This window comes from Stenotrophomonas maltophilia (assembly GCF_006974125.1).
Taxonomy (GTDB): Bacteria; Pseudomonadota; Gammaproteobacteria; order Xanthomonadales; family Xanthomonadaceae; genus Stenotrophomonas; species Stenotrophomonas maltophilia_O.
The window spans coordinates 808,699-826,769 of sequence record NZ_CP037858.1 but is presented as its reverse complement, the minus strand read 5'-3'; the positions used below and the strand labels follow the sequence as shown (position 1 = coordinate 826,769).

Below are 18,071 nucleotides of genomic sequence, written 5' to 3'. Positions count from 1 at the left end.
GCGCTGTGTCCCGGTAGTTGCCAACCTTGGTTGGCGCCGTCCTGGATCCATGCCCACCAAGGTGGGCATCTACCAGAGCGCTGTGTCCCGGTAGTTGCCAACCCTGGTTGGCATTGCCGTCAGGCCACGGGTCCGATCAAGGGCTGCCTGACATCCCCAACTGCAGGTCCACCACCTTCCAGCGCAGGCCCTGCGGTTCCAGCACCACCTTCAACGGCGGCTGGCCCGGGCCGCGATCAACGTCGATCACGAAGCGGTCCAGCGCTTCAAAGTGATGCTCGGCGTTTTTCAACGGCCGTGCCGGTTCGGTCGGGCCGAAGGCATCGCCGCCCTGCAGTTCATTGCGGCCGCGCTTCCACAGCACGTGGCCCTGCAGCATCGCGCCGATGCCGGTCGGGGTCACCATGGTGTCCACCGCAGCACCGCCGAGCTGGTCGGCCAGGCCGTAGAGCAGGGCGCCGAACGGGCTGGCCGCTACATCCGGGCCGGCCTGGCGCACCATATAGTCATTGAGCTGCGCGCGCAGGCTGCTGCGCACGCGCGGGAAATCGACGTAGCGTTCCAGTCGCGCCGTGTCACGTTCTTCGATGGCCTTGGACAGGCCATGCACGGTCATGTACGGGCCACCGAACCACCACGCAGCCAAGGCCAGGACCAGCAGCACAGCCAGTGCAGTGAGCTTCTTCATGCTGTCCAGACTGCCGCAAGTGAGGCAGCCAGTGGTGAACGGCAGGTGATGCGGCTCAGAACTCCAGGTCCAGCGCCGCGCACAGGTAGTCGACGAACGGGCCGAGCCCAGCCAGGTCCTTGCCCAGCGTGGACAACAGGCGCGGGCCGGTCATGGTGGCGTCGTCCAGCGAGCGCCACATCACCCAGTTGCGGTGCTTGAGGTCGTCAATGAATTCGAAGTCGGCCGGGAAGCCACGTGGCGGGCGCACCAGCTTCTCGCTCTCCTCGAAGTCGAAGCGCTTGCGCAGCGCCGGAGCATGCGCGGCGGCCTTCCAGCTGCCCGGGTTGTCGAGAATGAAGTGGCGCACGCGGCGCTGCGTCTCGGGTTCTGGATGCCACAGGCCAGCGCCGACGAAGCTCTCGCCCGGCTGCAGGTGCACGTAGAACGAGGGCGCGGCCACTTCGCGGCGGCGCTCATGGAACAGGCGTGCACCCTGCCAGGTCTTGTACGGCGACTTGTCGTTGGAAAAACGCGCGTCACGATGGATGCGGAACAACGAGCCACCGACGCCGCGGGTATCGGCGCGGAAGTGTTCGCTGACCTCGGCCAGCGCCGGCTGGAGGTCGCCAAGCAGGCGCAGGAACGGCTGCCGCACGTGGTCTTCATACTGCTGGCGGTGATCGTTGAACCAGGCCTTGTCGTTGTGCCGCGCAAGGCTGCGCAGGAACTTGAAGCTGGCGTCCGAGAAATAAGTGCTCACAGCGTCTCCTGCAGGTGCTGGCCCCAGTCGCGCAGCGATTGCAGCAGGACCTGGCGCCGGGTGTCCTCGGGCGCTTCGGCGGCCAGTGCATCCAGCTGCTGCTGGTACTGGGACAGGTTGAGTTCGCCCAGGCCGCCGTCTCCGAGCAGGCGCTGGCGGCGGTAATCCTGCCAGCGCTGGCGTTCAGCCGGCGCGAGGCTGCCGGGATGGTTGCGCGCACGGTAACGGAACAGCAGTTCGGGCAGGCGCGGGTCACGGAAGCGGCCTTCCAGCGCGGCCAGCTGATCAGGCGCGGTGGTACGGGCCAGGGCCAGCAACGGCTTGTCACCGTTGCCGAGGAATCCGTCGTACAGCGATGCATCGACATCGGCCACGGTGGCCACGCGCGGCTGGTTGTAGACCTGGCGCGCCTTCTCCGCCAGCTGTGGGGCGAATTCGCGCAGGCGCTCGATCCTGGCTTCGATGGCCGCCACGTCCAGGCCCAGGCGCTCGTGGTCGTCGGCACGCAGGTGGTTCCAGGCGATCAGCGCCGGCACCTTGTTGACGTGCACCTCCTTCAGCGGCACCCGTGCAACGCCCTCGGGCAGCTCGCTGGCGCGCATGTACAGGCGCTGTGCGATCACGTCGGCCGGCAGTGCCAGCAGGTCGTCGATGTCGCCGTCCAGGTCGAACACGATCACCCGGTTGCTGATCGTTGGGTGCATGGCCAACGGCAGCACCGGCGCCGCGCACAGGCGGCTGGCTGGATAGCGCATGGAAATGTGCAGCACCGGCTTCATCGCGGTTACATCCAGCAGGCTGCCGACAAAACGCTTGTCGCGCAGCTTCAGGGCGTAGTCCCACAGGCGCGGCTGCGACTGCTTGAACAGCCGCGCCATGCCGATCGTGGCGCGCACGTCGGACAGCGCTTCGTGCGCATCGCCTTCGCGCACGTTGTTGGCCTCGGCCAGGTGTTCGAGCTTGAAGGAGGTGGCACCGTCCTCGCGCAGCGGCCACTGGATGCCGTCCGGACGCATCGCGCGCATCAGCCGCAGCATGTCCAGCAGATCCCAGCGCGAATTGCCGTTGCGCCACTCGCGTTCGTACGGGTCATGGAAGTTGCGGAACAGGCCGTAGCGGACGAATTCATCGTCGAAGCGCAGCGTGTTGTAGCCAAGTGCGCAGGTGCCGGGGCGCGACAGCTGCTCGTTGATGCGGTCGAAGGCTTCGGCCTCGCTGATGCCCTCGGCCAGTGCCTGCTGCGGGGTGATGCCGGTGACCAGGGTGGCCATCGGCGAGGGCAGCAGATCGTCGGCCGGGCGCACGAAGAAGCTGACGGGGGTGTCGATCTCGTTCAGATCGGCGTCGGTACGGATCGCGGCATACTGCGAGATGCGCGTGCGCCGCGGGTCCTGTCCGAAGGTTTCCAGGTCGTAGAACAGGAAGCTGTCAGCCATCAGTGCGCGCCCTCCAGGACCGGCAGCTGCGCATGGATCTGCGCTTCCAGTGCCGCCCAGTCGATGTTGTCCAGTGAATCGAGGCCGGCCGTGGCCGCCACCAGCATGTCGCGTTGAAGCTCGGTGCGGCGCAGGGCTTCCGCGTACGGCGTATGCAGGAAGGTGACCATCGTGTAATGCGGCACGAAGCGGGTAGGCCAGCGCCGCTGCAGTTCCTGCTCCAGCTCACGCTGCAGCAGGAAGGCGGGATCGGCCACGCGGTCGCGCATTTCCAGGTAGTTCTCCAGCGCCATCTGCTGGATCGCACGCGCGTTCGGCTTGCGCTCGGCTTCGAACGCGGCGAACGCACCCTCCAGATCATCCGCTTCCATCAGGTGACGGGCCAGAGCCACGCAATCCTCGAACGCGCAGTTCATGCCCTGTCCGTGGAACGGCACCATCGCATGCGCGGCATCGCCGATCAGTACCGCACGGCCCTGCTGGTGCCAGCGATCGAGCGTCAGCGTGCCAAGCAGGCCCGGCGGGTGCTGTTCCCAGTCCGCGCGCAGGTTCGGGATCAGCGGCAGGGTGTCGGCGAACTCGCGCGCGAACAATGCTTCGGCCTGTGCGCCGGTGTTGATCGTGGCAAAACTGGGGTCGCCCTGGTTGGGCAGGAACAGCGTGACGGTGAAGGTGCCTTCGTGATTGGGCAGGGCGATGCACATGTAGTGGCCGCGCGGCCAGATATGCAGCGCGTTGCGCTCGATGCGGAAGCTGCCGTCGGCGGCCGGCGGAATTTCCAGCTCCTTGTAGGAGTGGTCGAGGAAGGCGATGTCCTCACCCAGCGGCGCCCGCCGGTTCATCGCCGCGCGCAGCGCCGAGCCTGCACCATCGGCGCCGATCAGGGTGTCGAAGCGGATGTCGTGCGGGCTGTCGTCGCGGTCATCGATGAAGCGTGCGTAGCCGGCATCGAAATCGACGGTGTGCAGGCGGCGGTGGAAGTGCACGGTCGCGCCAGCCTGTTCGGCCAGTTCCAGCAGCGTGGTGTTCAGGTCGCTGCGGTGGATCGACCAGATCACTTCGCTGTCGTCGCGGCCATAGCGCTGCAACTGAGGTTCGCCTTCGCGCGGATGCACCATGCGGCCGCGCATCATCACCGCGCGCGCCATGACCTCGTCTTCCACACCGGCCTGGCGCAGCGCGTTGCGCCCACGCTCGGCCAGCGCCAGGTTGATCGAGCGGCCGCTCTCGTAGTCGGCCACGCGCGGATCGCCGCGGCGTTCGTACAGGGTGATGCGCCAGCCCTGGCGTGACAGCAGGATGGCCAGCAGGGACCCGGCGAGGCCGGCACCGATAATGCTCAACGAGCGGGAGGCGTGTGCGATCAACGAACTGTCCAGCAGTAGGGGAGGGACCGGCTCAGAGGCCGGCCCAGGCTTCCACTTCCTCGACGAAATGGTGCACGTCCAGGTAGCGGTTGTAGAGCGGGGTGGGCGAGATGCGGATCACGTCCGGCTCGCGCCAGTCGCCCAGCACGCCGATGCCGCGCAGGTGCTCGAACAGCGCGCGGCCGCGCTCGCGGCCACCGATCACGCGCAATGACAGTTGGCAGCCACGGCGTTGCGGCTCGGCCGGGGTGATGATGTCGAGCACGCCGGACAGGCGTGCGCGTACAAGCGCTTCGAGCATGCCTGTCAGGGCCAGCGACTTGCTGCGCAGCGCCTCCATGCCGGCGCGCTCGAACAGGTCCAGCGACGCGCGCAGCGGCGCCAGGCCGAGGATCGGCGGATTGCTGAGCTGCCAGCCTTCGGCACCGATGGCGGGGGTGAACTGCGGTGCCATCTGGAAGCGGGTGGATTCCTCATGGCCCCACCAGCCGGCAAAGCGCGGCAGGGTGGTGTCGCGATGATGGCGCTCGTGCACGAAGGCACCGGCCACGGCACCCGGGCCGCTGTTGAGGTATTTGTAGTGGCACCACACGGCGAAATCGGGTGCGATGTCATGCAGGCGCAGCGGCAGGTTGCCCACCGAGTGCGCCAGGTCGAAGCCGATGCGCGCGCCCTGCAGGCGGGCGGCACGGGTGATTGCATCGAGGTCGAAGGCCTGGCCGGTGCGGTACTGCACGCCGGGCCACAGCACCAGGGCCAGGCGCGGGCCGTGTTCGGTGATGGCGCGCTCGATCGCGGTGAGCGAGATCGTTCCGCTGGCTTCGTCCGGTTGAACTTCCACCAGGCACTCGGCCGGGTCGAACCCATGGAAACGGATCTGCGCTTCCACCGCGTGGCGGTCGGTCGGGAACGCACCGGCTTCCATCAGGATCACCGGGCGCTGCGCGGTCGGCCGGTAGAAGCTGACCATCATCAGGTGCAGGTTCACGCTCAGCGTGTTCATCGCCACCACTTCGCTGGGCAGTGCACCAACCACGCGGGCCAGCTGCGCGCTCACCAGGCGGTGGTAGGACAGCCACTGCGTCGGGCCGGTGAAGTGGCCTTCCACCGCCAGCTCGCCCCACTGCTTCATCACTTCCTGCACCGCGGCCTGAGCGCCACGCGGCTGCAGGCCCAGCGAGTTGCCGACGAAGTAGGTCTGCTCGCCGCCGCCATGGCGCGGAATCAGGAATTCGTTACGCAGCGGGCGCAGCGGATCGGCGGCGTCCAGGGCAATGGCGTGGGTGCGGCTGAGCAGGTCGGACATGGTCGGGCAACAGGCTGCAACGGGGCTGCCAGTGTAGCGCCTGGGGCCTGGCCGGGGCGCTGCCAACCTTACGCCAGCGCCACATGACCCGGTAGTCGCCAACCTTGGTTGGCGCACGTGCGAGCAAACGCCCACCAAGGTGGGCAACGACCGTTCTCTGGCTCAGCCCGCGGCTGGCACCGGCAGCGGGTCCACATGCCCGCATTCGCTGCAGGTGCGCAGCTCCAGGCTGGCGTGGTAGCGCGCGAACACCTTGGGCAGGTCGGTTTCGATGTTCTGCAGCGGGAAATACTCTTCGTGCAGCTTGTGGTTGCAGCGTTCGCAATGCCAGATCACGCCGTCCTTCTCGTGCGGCAGGCGCTTGCGCTCGACCACCAGGCCGATGCCACCGGGCGGGCGCCGCGGCGAATGCGGCACCTTGGCCGGCAGCAGGAAGATCTCGCCGGCCCGGATCGGGATGTCGCGCACCGCGCCGTCCTCCTGCACCTTCAGCACCATCTCGCCTTCGAGCTGGTAGAACCACTCCGGGCCTTCGTCGTAGTGGAAGTCGGTACGCGAGTTCGGCCCGCCCACCACCATCACGATGAAGTCGCCGTTGTCGATCATCTTGTTGCCCACCGGTGGCTTCAGCAGGTGGCGGTTTTCTTCGATCCAGGCGTGCAGGTTGATCGGCGAAGCGAGCATGGTGGTCATCCGTAAGGGATCAGTCGCGCTTGCCCTTGCGCGGGACGTAGGACAGGGCCTTTTCATACGCCGGCTGCAGCTCTTCCTGCGAACCGACGTCGATGCCCATCTCGCGCACGCGCCCGTCCTTCAGGCTGTAGACCCAGCCGTGCACCATCAGCTTCTGGCCGCGGGCCCAGGCGTCCTGCACGATGGTCGAGCGGCACAGGTTGGCAACCTGCTCGATCACGTTCAGTTCGCACAGGCGTGCGTGCTTGAGCTCATCGGTCTCGATCGCATCGAGGATGCCGGTGTGCTTCTGCATCACATCGCCCACGTGGCGCAGCCAGTTGTCGGCCAGGCCGACGCGGGTGTTGTGCAGGCAGGCATGCACGCCGCCGCAGCCGTAGTGGCCGACGATCAGGATGTGCTTCACTTTCAGCTGGTCCACCGCGTACTGCACCACGCTCAGGCAGTTCAGGTCGGTGTGGGCGACCACGTTGGCGACGTTGCGGTGCACGAACACTTCACCCGGGGCCATGCCGATGATCTGGTTGGCCGGCACGCGCGAATCGGAGCAGCCGATCCACAGGTACTCGGGGTGCTGCTGCTTGGCCAGCTGGTGGAAGAACTCAGGGTCTTCCTTCTCGATGCGGTCGGCCCAGTCGCGGTTGTTCTGCAGCAGCTTGTGGATGTCTTTCATGTTCGGGTCCCTGGCGTCGGGTGTGGGCGCGCCGCAGCCATCCGGCTGCGTCATCGCGGGAATCTGGGGCGTTCAGTCGCTGCGGGCGGCCTGTTCGCGATGCCAGCGCATCCACTGCGCCAACTCGGTGGAAGAGGGAGTGCCCAGCTGTTCCAGCTCGGCGATCACTGCGCGCTGGTTGGCATCGGGATGGTTCTGGCTCAGCTTGAGCTTCAGCTGCACCTGCTCGACCTGGAAACGGAAGCCGACGATGGCGCGCAGCTCGGGGCCATGCTCGGCACGCGTGGCATCGAACTGCCAGTCCTGGCCGACGCTGGCCTCGAAGCGGTCGCTGATCGCGCCGACCAGCTCGGCCAGTGAACCGGTGTCGTCGAAGGTCTGCAGCTGGCCACGCAGCTCGGCGGCGGCGTAGTTCCAGGTGGGTACCCGCGCGGCGGGCTCCTTGTCCGGATACCAGCTGGCCGAGACATAGCCGTGCGGGCCGTCGACCAGTACCTTGGCCGCGCCGCTTCGGCGCGACTGCGGGTTGGCGCGGGCCCAGTGGCCGCGCAGTTCGATGTGTTCGCCGTCGCGGTGGTACAGCACCGGCATCCGGGTCAGCTCGGGCAGGCCGTCGCTGCCGACGGTGAGCACGGTGACGAACGGGTCACGCACCAGCATGCGATCCAGCCAGAGCAGGTCGGTCTCGGCGAAGGCGCGCGGGGTGAACATGCCGGGGTCAGGCGCGCCCGCCCAGCGACTGGATCATGTGGCCACGCAGGCCCTCGTCGCTGTCGGCCTGCGGCGGCTGCACTTCGTGCAGGCTGAAGCCGCGCACCAGCGCGTCCTCCTCGTCCAGGCCGTCGTACTCGACGAACTCGGCGTCGAACAGCTGCGAACGGGCGGTGTCTTCGCTGTCATAGCTCAGCGTGTTGCCATCGCTGTCGAGCACTTCGGCGGTGCCGGCGGGGCGCACGCGCAGGCGCGCCCAGATCAGGGTGTTGCCGAGGCTGGCCAGCCACCAGCTGTCGCGCGAGGCGGTGATGTCATTCATGAGCGTATTACCAGAGCGAGGCCAGCCAGAGCAGGGCGGCCATGCCCAGTCCGGCCAGCAGGGTCAGCAGCGATACCCAGGCCGGCGTCGCCAGACCGGACAGCGAGCGGTCCGGCTGCTGGCGATAGTCACGGCGCAGCAGCCAGGCCAGGGCATCGGGCTTGAGGAAGGCGCCGCTGCCGAAGCGCGCGGCGAGCGCCGGATGGCGGTCGCGCACATGCACCAGGGTCAGCGGCCAGAAGATCACGAAGGCACTGAACCCGGCCACTGCAACGCCGACGAAACAGAGGGCGAAGAACAGGGTCATGGGGCAGTACCTCCGTGGTCGTATGGGGCTTAGAAGTCCGCGCTGCCCGGGGCGCGCGGGTAGGGGATCGCATCGCGGATGTTGGACAGGCCGCAGACGTACACCACCAGGCGTTCGAAGCCCAGGCCGAAGCCGGCGTGCGGCACCGAACCATAGCGGCGGAAATCGCGGTACCAGCTGTAGTGCTCACGATCCAGGCCGAACTGCGCCATGCGCGCGTCCAGCACGTCCAGGCGCTCTTCGCGCTGGCTGCCGCCGATGATCTCGCCGATGCCCGGGGCCAGCACGTCCATCGCGGCAACGGTCCTGCCGTCGTCGTTCAGGCGCATGTAGAAGGCCTTGATGTGCTCCGGATAGTTGGTCACCACCACCGGGCGGCCGACGTGTTCCTCGGTCAGCCAGCGCTCGTGCTCGGTCTGCAGGTCCAGGCCCCATTCGACCGGGAAGTCGAACTTCTTGCCGGACTTCTGCAGCAGGCTGACCGCATCGGTGTAGTCGATGCGCTCGAACGGTGCGTTGATGAAATCTTCCAGCTTGGTGATCGCGTTCTTGTCCACGCGCTCGGCGATGAAGGCCAGGTCGTCGCTGCGCTCGTTCAGCACCGCGCGGAACAGGTACTTCAGGAACTCTTCGGCCAGGCGTGCGTCTTCGGCCAGGTCGGCGAAGGCGATTTCCGGCTCGATCATCCAGAACTCCGCCAGGTGGCGGGTGGTGTGGCTGTTCTCGGCGCGGAAGGTCGGGCCGAAGGTGTAGACCTTGCTCAGCGCCAGGCAGTAGGCCTCGACATTCAGCTGGCCGGACACGGTCAGGAAGGTTTCCTTGCCGAAGAAGTCGCGGCTGAAATCGATCGCGCCCTTCTCGTCACGCGGCAGGTTCACCATGTCCAGGGTGGACACGCGGAACATCTGGCCGGCGCCTTCGGCGTCGGAGGTGGTGATGATCGGGGTGCTGATCCAGTTGAAGCCGTTCTCGTGGAAGAAACGGTGCACGGCCTGGGCCAGGCAGTTGCGGATGCGGGTGACCGCACCGAACAGGTTGGTGCGCGGGCGCAGGTGCGCCACTTCGCGCAGGAACTCCGGCGACATCGGCTTGGGCTGGATCGGGTAGGTGAGCGGGTCTTCGACCCAGCCGACCACCTCCAGCGCGCTGGCCTGGATCTCGAACGACTGGCCCTTGCCCTGCGACTTCACCAGGGTGCCGGTGGCGATGACCGAGCAGCCGCTGGTCAGGCGCTTGATCTCATCGAAATTGGCCAGGCTGTCGCCGGCCACGACCTGGATCGGGGCGAAGCAGGAGCCGTCGCTCACATTGACGAAGGCCAGATTCGCTGAACCGCGCACCGTGCGCACCCATCCGCGTACCGTGACTTCGCCGCCTTCCGGGATCTTCCCGGCAAGCGCATGTTCAACGCTGACCACCGTCATGACTTGAATCCTCTGCTGATCGACTCGATCTGTGAACACGGGAGTTTACCGGTTGCAGCGTTCTGCTTGCGAGGCATTTTTCGCGGCAACGGCTCCTTATAATGTCCCCGTACCTCTGGAGTAGCCCCATGGCCGTCAGCCTGACCCCCATTGCCTTCGAGCGCGTGCAGCGCTTTGTCGCCCAGACCCCCGGCGCGCTGGGCCTGCGTTTCGGCGTGACCAAGACCGGTTGCTCGGGCTGGGGTCACATCACCGACCTGGCCCGCGACGAGCGCGAGGGCGATACCGTGTTCGACCAGGATGGCGTGAAGATCTATGTCGATGCCAAGAGCCTGGCGCTGGTGGACGGCACCGTGATCGACTTCGGCAAGCATGGCCTGAGCGAGACGTTCACGTTCAGCAACCCCAACGCCACCGCCGAGTGTGGTTGCGGCGAGAGCTTCACCACCGACGCCGACAAGGCCTGAAGGCTGGTTCTGGCATGCTCCGGGCGTGGCCCGGCGCTACCGGGGGCTGCCCTGGTAGATGCCGACCTTGGTCGGCAGGGAGGGGATCCACGGATGGAACGACCGCTTTTCATTCATCACCCCAACGCCTACACCCTCTCCTTCGAAGAGGTCGTCGGGGTCTGCGACTGCTGCGGTCAGCCGCGCGCACTGCGCTACCGGGGGCCGTTCTACTCCGTTCTGAGCCCCGATTACCTGTGCCCCTGGTGTATCGCCGATGGCAGGGCGGCGGCCAGCTACGAGGGTGAATTCACCGGCTGGTGCGATATCGAAGGGGTGTCTCCGGACCCGGCCGACCCGCCGCCGACCATCGCCCGCGAGCTGCTGCTGGAAATCTGCGAGCGCACGCCGGGCTACTCGTCCTGGCAGCAGTCGGTCTGGCTGAGCCACTGTGAGCGGCCCTGCGCCTTCCTCGGCTTCGCCGGCAGCGAAGACCTGCTGCCCATCCTCGACCAGGTCCGGCCCGATGTGGCGGCGGTCAATCCACGCGACGCCGACTGGGTGCTGGCGCACCTGAGCCGGGACGGGATGATGGTCGGCTGCCTGTTCCAGTGCCTGGAATGCGGCCAGCATCGCCTTCACGTCGATCTGGGCTGAATACGCTGGCGGGTTCAGGTTGTCCCGTGGCCGCCCGGTTGCCCGCCATCCCCAACTGCGCCATAATGCGCGGCTTCCTGCCTCCCTGGCGGGAATCCTTGCCCCACCGCGGTCTCAACGGCGGGGGGCTGTCCGGCCGCAAGGCCACATCCGAAAGGTAGAAAAAAACATGAGTCGTCATTACGAAATCGTGTTCATGGTCCACCCGGACCAGAGCGAGCAGGTCCCGGCCATGATCGAGCGCTACAAGTCGCTGGTCGAGAACGGCAACGGCACCATCCACCGTCTGGAAGACTGGGGCCGCCGCCAGCTGGCGTACCCGATCCAGAACCTGGTGAAGGCCCACTACGTGCTGATGAACATCGAAGCCGACCAGGCCGTTCTGAACGAACTGACCGAGAGCTTCCGCTTCAACGACGCCGTGCTGCGCAACCTGGTCATCAAGCGTGACGAGGCTGACACCGAGCAGTCGCTGATCATGAAGAGCAAGGACGAGAAGGGTGACAAGCCGGAGCGCGGTGAGCGCCGTCGTCGTGACGACGAAGAAGGCGAGTCCAACAACACCGCTGACAACGAAGCCGGCGACGACGCCGCTTCCGCCGCCTAAGGAGCCTTCCCATGTCCAAGTTCTTCCGTCGCCGCAAGTTCTGCAAGTTCACTGCTGAAGGTGTGAAGGAGATCGACTACAAGGATCTCAACACCCTGCGCCAGTACCTGACCGAGAACGGCAAGATCGTGCCGAGCCGCGTCACCGGTACCAAGTCGAAGTACCAGCGCCAGCTGGCGGCCGCCGTCAAGCGCGCTCGCTTCCTGGCCCTGATCCCGTACACCGACAACCACGACGTCTGATGCCCGGCGGGGCGGCCCGGTGCCGCCCCGCTGTGCCAGCTATTCGGACAGCCTTTGTTGCGGGGCATCGCCTCGCTAACGAATAACTCATCTGGAGCAATACCATGCAGCTGATCCTCCTGCAGAAAGTCACCAACCTCGGCAACCTGGGCGACCTGGTCGATGTGAAGCCGGGCTACGGCCGTAACTTCCTCGTGCCGCAGGGCAAGGCCGTTCCGGCCACCGAGAGCAACAAGGCCGAGTTCGAAGCCAAGCGCGCCGAATACGAAGCCAAGGCCCAGGCCATCCACGCCGACGCTGACGCCCGCAAGGCGAAGCTGGAAGGCGCGAGCGTGACCATCCCGGCCAACGCTTCGACCGAAGGCAAGCTGTACGGCTCGGTCGGCGCCCGCGAAATCGCCGATGCCTTCACCGCTGCCGGCCTGCCGGTCAGCAAGAGCGAAGTCATCCTGGGCGAGGGCGCCTTCCGCAACATCGGCGAATACGACGTGCTGATCCACCTGCACGCCGACGTCGAGACCACCGTCAAGGTCGTCGTCGTCGCCGAAGCCTGATCCCGCGCCGCAAGGCCTGGAATCACCGCAGAACGGGCGCCCGCAAGGGTGCCCGTTTTGCTTTATGGCTCCGTTTCGTGGCGTCGGGCCACGTCCGGCGGACGGGGTGGGGCTGGACAATGTTCCACGCCCATTCGTAGAACACGGCCACATCGGTATACTCAGGGCGTCACACCCGTTCCACGGGCATCGATCCCAACAGGATCAATGACTTGGAGGGTAAACGCAGGCCGCTTGCCGGCCCCAGTCCGGAACCCCTATGCGTCTTTCCACGATCAAGCTGTCCGGCTTCAAGTCGTTCGTCGATCCGACCACCCTGCACCTGCCGACCAACATGACCGGCGTGGTGGGGCCCAACGGCTGCGGCAAGTCGAACATCATCGACGCCGTGCGCTGGGTCATGGGCGAAAGTTCGGCCAGCCGCCTGCGCGGCGACTCGCTGACCGACGTGATCTTCTCCGGTTCCAATGCCCGCAAGCCGGTCTCGCAGGCCACCGTCGAGCTGATCTTCGACAACTCCGACCACACGATTTCCGGCGAGTACGCCTCGTTCAACGAAATCTCGGTCAAACGGACGGTCAGCCGCGACGGCACCAGCAACTATTACCTTAACGGCACCAAGTGCCGCCGCCGCGATATCACCGATCTGTTCCTCGGCACCGGCCTGGGCCCGCGCAGCTACTCGATCATCGAGCAGGGCATGATCAGCCAGATCATCGAGGCGCGCCCGGAAGACCTGCGCGTGTACCTGGAAGAGGCGGCTGGCATCTCCAAGTACAAGGAGCGCCGCAAGGAGACCGAGACCCGCATCCGCCACACCCGCGAGAACCTGGACCGGCTGGGTGACCTGCGCGACGAGATCAGCAAGCAGCTCGAGCATCTCAAGCGCCAGGCCAAGCAGGCCGAGCAGTACCAGGCGCTGCAGGAAGAGCGACGGGTCAAGGACGCCGAGTGGAAGACGCTGGAGTTCCGTGGGCTCGACGGGCGCTTGTCGAAGCTGCGCGAAGGCCTGTCGCAGGAAGAGACCAGGCTGCAGCAGCTGATCGCCGATCAGCGTGACGCCGAGGCCCGCATCGAGACCTCGCGCGTGCGCCGCGAAGAGGCTGCCGATGCGCTGAACACCGCACAGGCCGCGGTCTACCAGGTCGGCAGCACGCTGGCCCGCCTGGAACAGCAGATCCAGCACCAGCGCGAGCTGTCGCAGCGCCTGCACAAGGCGCGCGACGAGACCCGCCAGGCGTTGGCCGAACTGGGCCAGCACATCAGCGGCGACGAGGCCAAGCTGATGGTGCTGCGCGAGGCGGTGGAAGCTGCCACTCCGCAGCTGGAGGAGCTGCAGGAAGAGAACGAGATCAAGCAGGAAAGCCTGCGCGAGGCCGAAGACCGGCTGGCCAGCTGGCAGCAGCGCTGGGAACAGCACACCTCGCAGAGTTCGGAGGCCTCGCGCGCCGGCGACGTCGAGCGCACGCGCGTGGACTATCTGGACAAGCAGATCCTCGACGCCGACCGGCGTCGCGAAGCGCTGGCCGCCGAACGCGCCGGCCTGGACGTGGATGCGCTGGAAGAAGCCTTCGAGCAGCTGCACCTGCAGCACGACACGCAGAAGACCGCGCTGGATGAATTGAGCGAAGACGTCGAGCTGCGCAAGCAGGGCGTGGTGGGGGTGCAGGAACAGCAGCGCAATGGCCAGAACGAACTGGCGGAACTGCGCAAGCAGGCCAACGGCCTGCGCGGTAGGCTGGCCTCGCTGGAAACCCTGCAGCAGGCCGCGCTGGGCCAGGAGCAGGGCGCGGCCGTGGCCTGGTTGAAGGCGCGTGGGTTGGACTCGGCGGCGCGTGTCGGCGAACGCCTGGACGTTGATGCGGGCTGGGAAAACGCGGTGGAAAGCGCGCTCGGCCAGTTGATCGAAGGCGTGCTGGTCGACGACCCGGCCAGCCTGGTCGACGCGCTGGGCGAACTTGGCGATGGCCACATTGCGCTGGTCGCCAACGCCGGTGCCGACGTCAAGGCTGCACCGACCTCGCTGGCTGCACGCGTGCGTGGCCCGGCCGCGATCCGTCGCCTGCTGGCGCACCTGCACGGTGCCAAGGATCTGTCCGAGGCCAAGGCGCTGCAGGCCAGCCTGCCGGAAGGCGATTCGATCATCACCCAAGGCGGCGAGCGCCTGGGCGAGGGCTGGCTGGGTGTGTCGCGTTCCGGTGCGGCCCAGCAGGGCGCGCTGCTGCGCGAACGTGAGATCAACGAACTGCGTGAGCAGATCGAGCAGCTGCAGGACCGCGAAGCCGAGCTGGAAGAACAGCTGGCAGGCTTCCGCGAGCAGCTGCAGGCCGCCGAGCAGCAGCGCGAAGACGCGCAGCGTGCGCTGTACCAGACCCATCGTACGGTCTCTGAACTGGCTGGCCAGTTGCAGGGCCAGCAGGGCAAGGTGGAAGCGGCGCGCACGCGGATCGACCGCATCGAAGGTGAGCTGAAGCAGTTGCAGGAAACGCTGGAAGCCAACAACGAGCAGGCGCGTGAAGCGCGCTCGCGGCTGGAGAACGCGGTCAGCAGCATGGGCGACCTGGAATCGACCCGGCAGCGGCTGGAGGGCGAGCGCCGCCAGCTGACCGAGGCCCGCGACCTGGCACGCGATGCTGCACGCGCGGTGCGTGAGCGCTCGCATTCGCTGGCGCTGACCCTGGAATCGCAGCGTGCGCAGCTGGCCTCGTTGAGCCAGGCGTTGGAACGCATGGGCACCCAGCGCGGGCAGCTGGATTCGCGGCTGGGCGAACTGCATTCGCAGCTGGATGAAGGTGATTCGCCGGTCGAGTCGCTGCAGGCCGAGCACCAGAACGCGCTGGAAGAGCGCGTGCGGGCCGATCGCGTGCTGACCGAGGCGCGCACCCTGCTGGACGGCATCGACGCCGAGCTGCGCAACTACGAACAGACCCGCCACCAGCGCGACGAGCAGGCGCTGGCCCAGCGCGAGCGCATTTCGCAGCGCAAGCTGGACCAGCAGGCGCTGGTGCTCAGTGCGGACACCCTGCAGGGCGCGGTGGAGAAGGCCGGCTTCGTGCTGCAGGACGTGCTCAACGCACTGCCCGAGGATGCCCGCCTGGGCGACTGGGAGCAGGCCGTGCACCAGATCGATGGCCGCATGCGCCGGCTGGAGCCGGTCAACCTGGCTGCCATCCACGAGTACGGCGAGGCCTCGCAGCGCTCGGATTACCTGGATTCGCAGCACACCGACCTGACCACGGCGCTGGAAACCCTGGAAGATGCGATCCGCAAGATCGACCGCGAGACCCGCGGCCGCTTCAAGGACACCTTTGATCGTGTCAATGCTGGCGTGCAGGCGCTGTACCCGCGCCTGTTCGGTGGCGGCCACGCCTACCTGGAGCTGACCGGTGAAGACCTGCTCGACACCGGCGTGACCATCATGGCGCGCCCGCCGGGCAAGCGCGTGTCCAGCATCTCGCTGCTGTCCGGCGGCGAGAAAGCGATGACCGCAGTGGCGCTGGTGTTCGCCATCTTCCAGCTGAATCCCGCGCCGTTCTGCCTGCTGGACGAGGTGGACGCGCCGCTGGACGAAGCCAACGTCGGCCGCCTGGCCAACATGGTCAAGGAAATGAGCGAGAAGGTGCAGTTCCTGTTCGTCAGCCACAACAAGGCGACGATGGAGGCGGCGCACCAGCTGTCGGGCGTGACCATGCGCGAGCCGGGCGTCAGCCGCCTGGTCAGCGTGGACCTGGAAGAAGCCGCGCGATTGGCGGGCGCGGCCTGACGTGCCATCCTAGTTACCTGAATGAACTAGCCGGAGAACCTATCGAATGTCCGACACGGCACTGTTGCGCATCGGCATCCTGGCCGCCGGCCTGCTGTTGATCGCCGCGATCTTCCTGTTTGGCCGTCCGAAAAAGAAGCCCCAGGGGCGCCGCGTGGAAGGCGCGGAACCGACCAGCGGCGAGCGCCGCGAACCGGTGCTGGGCGAAGACGGCGTCACCGTGGCCGATGGCCGCGTCGAACCGGGCATGGGCGCGGAAGGCGAGCAGGCCGAACTCGGCCTGGGCGAAACCGACCCGGGCGCCAGCGACCTCGGCAAGCGTGCCACCCAGGACTTCGACAAGATCGTCTCGTTGTTCGTGGCCGCCCGCGCCGGTGAACAGCTGCGTGGTGAGGACATCGTGGTGGCGGCCGAGAAGACCGGCCTGGTGTTCGGCCACATGAACGTGTTCCACCGGCTGGTGGAAGGCCACCCCGAGCGCGGCCCGATCTTCTCGATGGCCAGCATCATGAAGCCGGGCAGCTTCGACATGGCCAACATCCGCGCCATGGAAACCCCGGCCATCGCTTTCTTCCTGACCCTGCCGGCGCCGCTGACCGCGCTGGACGCCTGGGAGAAAATGCTGCCGACCGTTCAGCGCATGGCCGAACTGCTGGATGGCGTGGTGCTGGATGACAGCCGCAACGCCCTGGGTCGCCAGCGTATCGCGCACATCCGTGACGAGCTGCGCGCCTACGACCGCCAGCACCAGGCGCCGCCGCTGACCAAGACCCCGCGCTGGTAAGCGCTATGGTGTGCCGACCAACGGTCGGCACCCACAACAGTAGATCCACGCCATGCGTGGATGGGGCGAACCAAGGTTCGCCCCCACCAACAGGGTCAGGCCGGTACGCCGGCCACCTTCGCGAATGCGCGGCGGAACGCGGCCATTTCGTCTTCGGTGCCCACCGTTACGCGCACGCGCTGCGGCCAGATCGGCCAGCTTCGCCCGATCACCACGCCGTTGTCGGCCATTGCCTTGGCGAACGCGCTGCCGTCGCGCTGGACGTCGACCACGAAGCAGTTCGCTTCCGACGGCACGCAGCTGAAACCACGCTTGCCCAGCCACGCGATGGTGGCCTGCCGCACCTTGGCATTCTGCAGGCGGCGCTGCGGAATCAACTGCGGATCGCGCAGGCTGGCCAGTGCAGCGGCCAGCGCTGGCACGGGCAGCGGGTTGTCGCCCAGGCTGGCCAGTTCGCGCAGGCGGTCGGGATGCGCGGCCGCCACGCCCAGGCGCAGGCCGGCCATGCCAAAGAGCTTGGAGAACGTGCGCAACACGATCAGGTCATCGCGCTGCGCCACCTGAGCGATCAGGCTCGGCTGTTCGCTGTACTGCAGGTAGGCCTCGTCCAACAACACGCGGGTGGAGGCTGGCTTGTGGGCCAGCAGCCAGGCGAGCTCATCCGGCGGGCTGATCGAGCCGGTCGGGTTGTTCGGGTTGCACACATACAGCAGCCCGGTCGGGCGTGCGTGTGCGGCGGCGACCATTGCGCGCAGGTCATGTGCTCCGTCGTCGCGCAGTGGCACTTTCTGCACGTGCGCACCGTGTGCGGCAGCGACCTCGCCCAGCGTCTCGAAGGTCGGGTCGGCGACGACCAGTCCCGCCTGCGGGCCGGTCCATAGCACGGCGGCACGGTTCAGCGGTTCGCTGGAACCCGGATAGAGCCGCACGTGATCAGCCGGAACGCGTGCCTGTTCGATGAAGGCGTCGCGCACCTGTCCGGCCAGCGCGAAACGATAGCGGCCGCAACCGGCGATGCTGTCGCGCGCCGCCTGCTGGGCAGCGGGCGAGGGGCCGTAGGGGCATTCGTTGAAATTCAGCAGCACTGCACCTTCGGCGGGGGCAGGAGCGGCGGCTGTCGCGGGTTGGGCATGGCCGAGCTGCGGCAGCCCGCTGCCGGCGACGGCGAGGCCGGCACCGGCCAGTTGCAGGAAGCGTCGACGGGAAGCGGGCAGGGTCACGGGCAGGATTCCGAAGGGCAGACCGTCGCACGCTAGCGCCGGTGAGGGTGGGCGGCAAGCTGCTTTTTGTAGCGTCGAGCCATGCTCGACTACAGACGTGCCAACCAAGGTTGGCACCTACCGGAGCGG

General features: G+C 67.0%; 19 protein-coding genes. 7 read left to right on the top strand and 12 right to left on the bottom strand.

What is annotated here, in order from left to right; genetic code table 11:
* Positions 1-136: 136 nt before the first annotated feature.
* The 11 genes from EZ304_RS03850 to asnS all read right to left on the bottom strand — a co-directional run bounded on the left by EZ304_RS03850 (position 137) and on the right by asnS (position 9,669).
* Positions 137-688: a DUF2939 domain-containing protein gene (locus tag EZ304_RS03850; RefSeq protein ID WP_142806331.1), complete on the bottom strand. Its 552-nt coding sequence runs from the start codon at positions 686-688 to the stop codon at positions 137-139.
* A gap of 55 nt (positions 689-743) precedes the next feature.
* Positions 744-1,430, bottom strand: coding sequence for a DUF2461 domain-containing protein (locus tag EZ304_RS03845; protein ID WP_005410240.1), 687 nt, complete (start codon positions 1,428-1,430; stop codon positions 744-746).
* Entirely contained in the window at positions 1,427-2,866 is a 1,440-nt protein-coding gene (sbcB, locus tag EZ304_RS03840; RefSeq protein ID WP_142806330.1) for an exodeoxyribonuclease I, read from the bottom strand. The genes EZ304_RS03845 and sbcB overlap by 4 nt, the downstream gene beginning before the upstream one ends.
* Positions 2,866-4,233: an FAD-dependent oxidoreductase gene (locus EZ304_RS03835; protein ID WP_099552376.1), complete on the bottom strand. Its 1,368-nt coding sequence runs from the start codon at positions 4,231-4,233 to the stop codon at positions 2,866-2,868. The genes sbcB and EZ304_RS03835 overlap by 1 nt, the downstream gene beginning before the upstream one ends.
* A gap of 31 nt (positions 4,234-4,264) precedes the next feature.
* The gene (kynU, locus tag EZ304_RS03830; protein WP_099552375.1) at positions 4,265-5,539 is read right to left on the bottom strand and encodes a kynureninase; all 1,275 of its coding nucleotides are present in this window, start codon (positions 5,537-5,539) and stop codon (positions 4,265-4,267) included.
* A 162-nt stretch (positions 5,540-5,701) separates the two neighbouring features.
* Positions 5,702-6,223, bottom strand: coding sequence for a 3-hydroxyanthranilate 3,4-dioxygenase (locus EZ304_RS03825; protein WP_099552398.1), 522 nt, complete (start codon positions 6,221-6,223; stop codon positions 5,702-5,704).
* A 19-nt stretch (positions 6,224-6,242) separates the two neighbouring features.
* Entirely contained in the window at positions 6,243-6,905 is a 663-nt protein-coding gene (can, locus tag EZ304_RS03820) for a carbonate dehydratase (protein WP_014037740.1), read from the bottom strand.
* 72 nt (positions 6,906-6,977) lie between these two features.
* Positions 6,978-7,616: an FMN-binding negative transcriptional regulator gene (locus EZ304_RS03815; protein WP_142806329.1), complete on the bottom strand. Its 639-nt coding sequence runs from the start codon at positions 7,614-7,616 to the stop codon at positions 6,978-6,980.
* A 7-nt stretch (positions 7,617-7,623) separates the two neighbouring features.
* The gene (locus EZ304_RS03810; protein WP_142806328.1) at positions 7,624-7,938 is read right to left on the bottom strand and encodes a hypothetical protein; all 315 of its coding nucleotides are present in this window, start codon (positions 7,936-7,938) and stop codon (positions 7,624-7,626) included.
* A 7-nt stretch (positions 7,939-7,945) separates the two neighbouring features.
* Entirely contained in the window at positions 7,946-8,245 is a 300-nt protein-coding gene (locus tag EZ304_RS03805) for a hypothetical protein (RefSeq protein ID WP_005410232.1), read from the bottom strand.
* Between the two features lie 29 nt (positions 8,246-8,274).
* Positions 8,275-9,669 carry an asparagine--tRNA ligase gene (gene asnS, locus EZ304_RS03800; RefSeq protein WP_099552373.1) on the bottom strand — a complete coding sequence of 465 codons (1,395 nt, stop codon included), beginning with the start codon at positions 9,667-9,669 and terminating at the stop codon, positions 8,275-8,277.
* Between the two features lie 128 nt (positions 9,670-9,797).
* On the opposite strand from asnS, the gene EZ304_RS03795 reads away from it, so the two are divergent.
* The 7 genes from EZ304_RS03795 (at position 9,798) to zipA (ending at position 16,722) form a co-directional block, all read left to right on the top strand.
* Positions 9,798-10,136 (top strand): HesB/IscA family protein, encoded by a 339-nt coding sequence (locus EZ304_RS03795; protein WP_006376495.1) that lies wholly within the window; start codon positions 9,798-9,800, stop codon positions 10,134-10,136.
* Positions 10,137-10,229: 93 nt separating this feature from the next.
* Positions 10,230-10,772 (top strand): CbrC family protein, encoded by a 543-nt coding sequence (locus EZ304_RS03790; protein WP_142806327.1) that lies wholly within the window; start codon positions 10,230-10,232, stop codon positions 10,770-10,772.
* A gap of 169 nt (positions 10,773-10,941) precedes the next feature.
* Positions 10,942-11,379, top strand: a complete 438-nt coding sequence (rpsF, locus tag EZ304_RS03785) for a 30S ribosomal protein S6 (protein ID WP_005410228.1) — start codon at positions 10,942-10,944, stop codon at positions 11,377-11,379.
* Positions 11,380-11,390: 11 nt separating this feature from the next.
* On the top strand, positions 11,391-11,621 hold the full coding sequence (gene rpsR / locus EZ304_RS03780) for a 30S ribosomal protein S18 (protein ID WP_142806326.1): 231 nt from the start codon (positions 11,391-11,393) through the stop codon (positions 11,619-11,621).
* 104 nt (positions 11,622-11,725) lie between these two features.
* Positions 11,726-12,175: a 50S ribosomal protein L9 gene (gene rplI, locus EZ304_RS03775; protein ID WP_049408589.1), complete on the top strand. Its 450-nt coding sequence runs from the start codon at positions 11,726-11,728 to the stop codon at positions 12,173-12,175.
* A 259-nt stretch (positions 12,176-12,434) separates the two neighbouring features.
* Positions 12,435-15,938: a chromosome segregation protein SMC gene (smc, locus tag EZ304_RS03770; RefSeq protein ID WP_142806325.1), complete on the top strand. Its 3,504-nt coding sequence runs from the start codon at positions 12,435-12,437 to the stop codon at positions 15,936-15,938.
* Between the two features lie 46 nt (positions 15,939-15,984).
* Positions 15,985-16,722, top strand: a complete 738-nt coding sequence (gene zipA, locus EZ304_RS03765; protein WP_099552369.1) for a cell division protein ZipA — start codon at positions 15,985-15,987, stop codon at positions 16,720-16,722.
* 95 nt (positions 16,723-16,817) lie between these two features.
* Here the strand turns inward: zipA and EZ304_RS03760 are convergent, their stop codons facing one another.
* A complete protein-coding gene (locus EZ304_RS03760; RefSeq protein ID WP_142806324.1) occupies positions 16,818-17,942 on the bottom strand; it encodes a pyridoxal phosphate-dependent aminotransferase in 1,125 nt (374 codons plus the stop codon).
* Positions 17,943-18,071 lie beyond the last annotated feature (129 nt).

Bases quoted from the DNA above. Each gene is read 5' to 3' on its own strand.
- EZ304_RS03850 (WP_142806331.1), bottom strand. From the start codon at position 688: ATGAAGAAGCTCACTGCACTGGCTGTGCTGCTGGTCCTGGCCTTGGCT.
- sbcB (WP_142806330.1), bottom strand. From the start codon at position 2,866: ATGGCTGACAGCTTCCTGTTCTACGACCTGGAAACCTTCGGACAGGAC.
- kynU (WP_099552375.1), bottom strand. From the start codon at position 5,539: ATGTCCGACCTGCTCAGCCGCACCCACGCCATTGCCCTGGACGCCGCC.
- EZ304_RS03825 (WP_099552398.1), bottom strand. From the start codon at position 6,223: ATGCTCGCTTCGCCGATCAACCTGCACGCCTGGATCGAAGAAAACCGC.
- can (WP_014037740.1), bottom strand. From the start codon at position 6,905: ATGAAAGACATCCACAAGCTGCTGCAGAACAACCGCGACTGGGCCGAC.
- EZ304_RS03815 (WP_142806329.1), bottom strand. From the start codon at position 7,616: ATGTTCACCCCGCGCGCCTTCGCCGAGACCGACCTGCTCTGGCTGGAT.
- EZ304_RS03810 (WP_142806328.1), bottom strand. From the start codon at position 7,938: ATGAATGACATCACCGCCTCGCGCGACAGCTGGTGGCTGGCCAGCCTC.
- EZ304_RS03805 (WP_005410232.1), bottom strand. From the start codon at position 8,245: ATGACCCTGTTCTTCGCCCTCTGTTTCGTCGGCGTTGCAGTGGCCGGG.
- asnS (WP_099552373.1), bottom strand. From the start codon at position 9,669: ATGACGGTGGTCAGCGTTGAACATGCGCTTGCCGGGAAGATCCCGGAA.
- EZ304_RS03795 (WP_006376495.1), top strand. From the start codon at position 9,798: ATGGCCGTCAGCCTGACCCCCATTGCCTTCGAGCGCGTGCAGCGCTTT.
- EZ304_RS03790 (WP_142806327.1), top strand. From the start codon at position 10,230: ATGGAACGACCGCTTTTCATTCATCACCCCAACGCCTACACCCTCTCC.
- rpsF (WP_005410228.1), top strand. From the start codon at position 10,942: ATGAGTCGTCATTACGAAATCGTGTTCATGGTCCACCCGGACCAGAGC.
- rpsR (WP_142806326.1), top strand. From the start codon at position 11,391: ATGTCCAAGTTCTTCCGTCGCCGCAAGTTCTGCAAGTTCACTGCTGAA.
- rplI (WP_049408589.1), top strand. From the start codon at position 11,726: ATGCAGCTGATCCTCCTGCAGAAAGTCACCAACCTCGGCAACCTGGGC.
- smc (WP_142806325.1), top strand. From the start codon at position 12,435: ATGCGTCTTTCCACGATCAAGCTGTCCGGCTTCAAGTCGTTCGTCGAT.
- zipA (WP_099552369.1), top strand. From the start codon at position 15,985: ATGTCCGACACGGCACTGTTGCGCATCGGCATCCTGGCCGCCGGCCTG.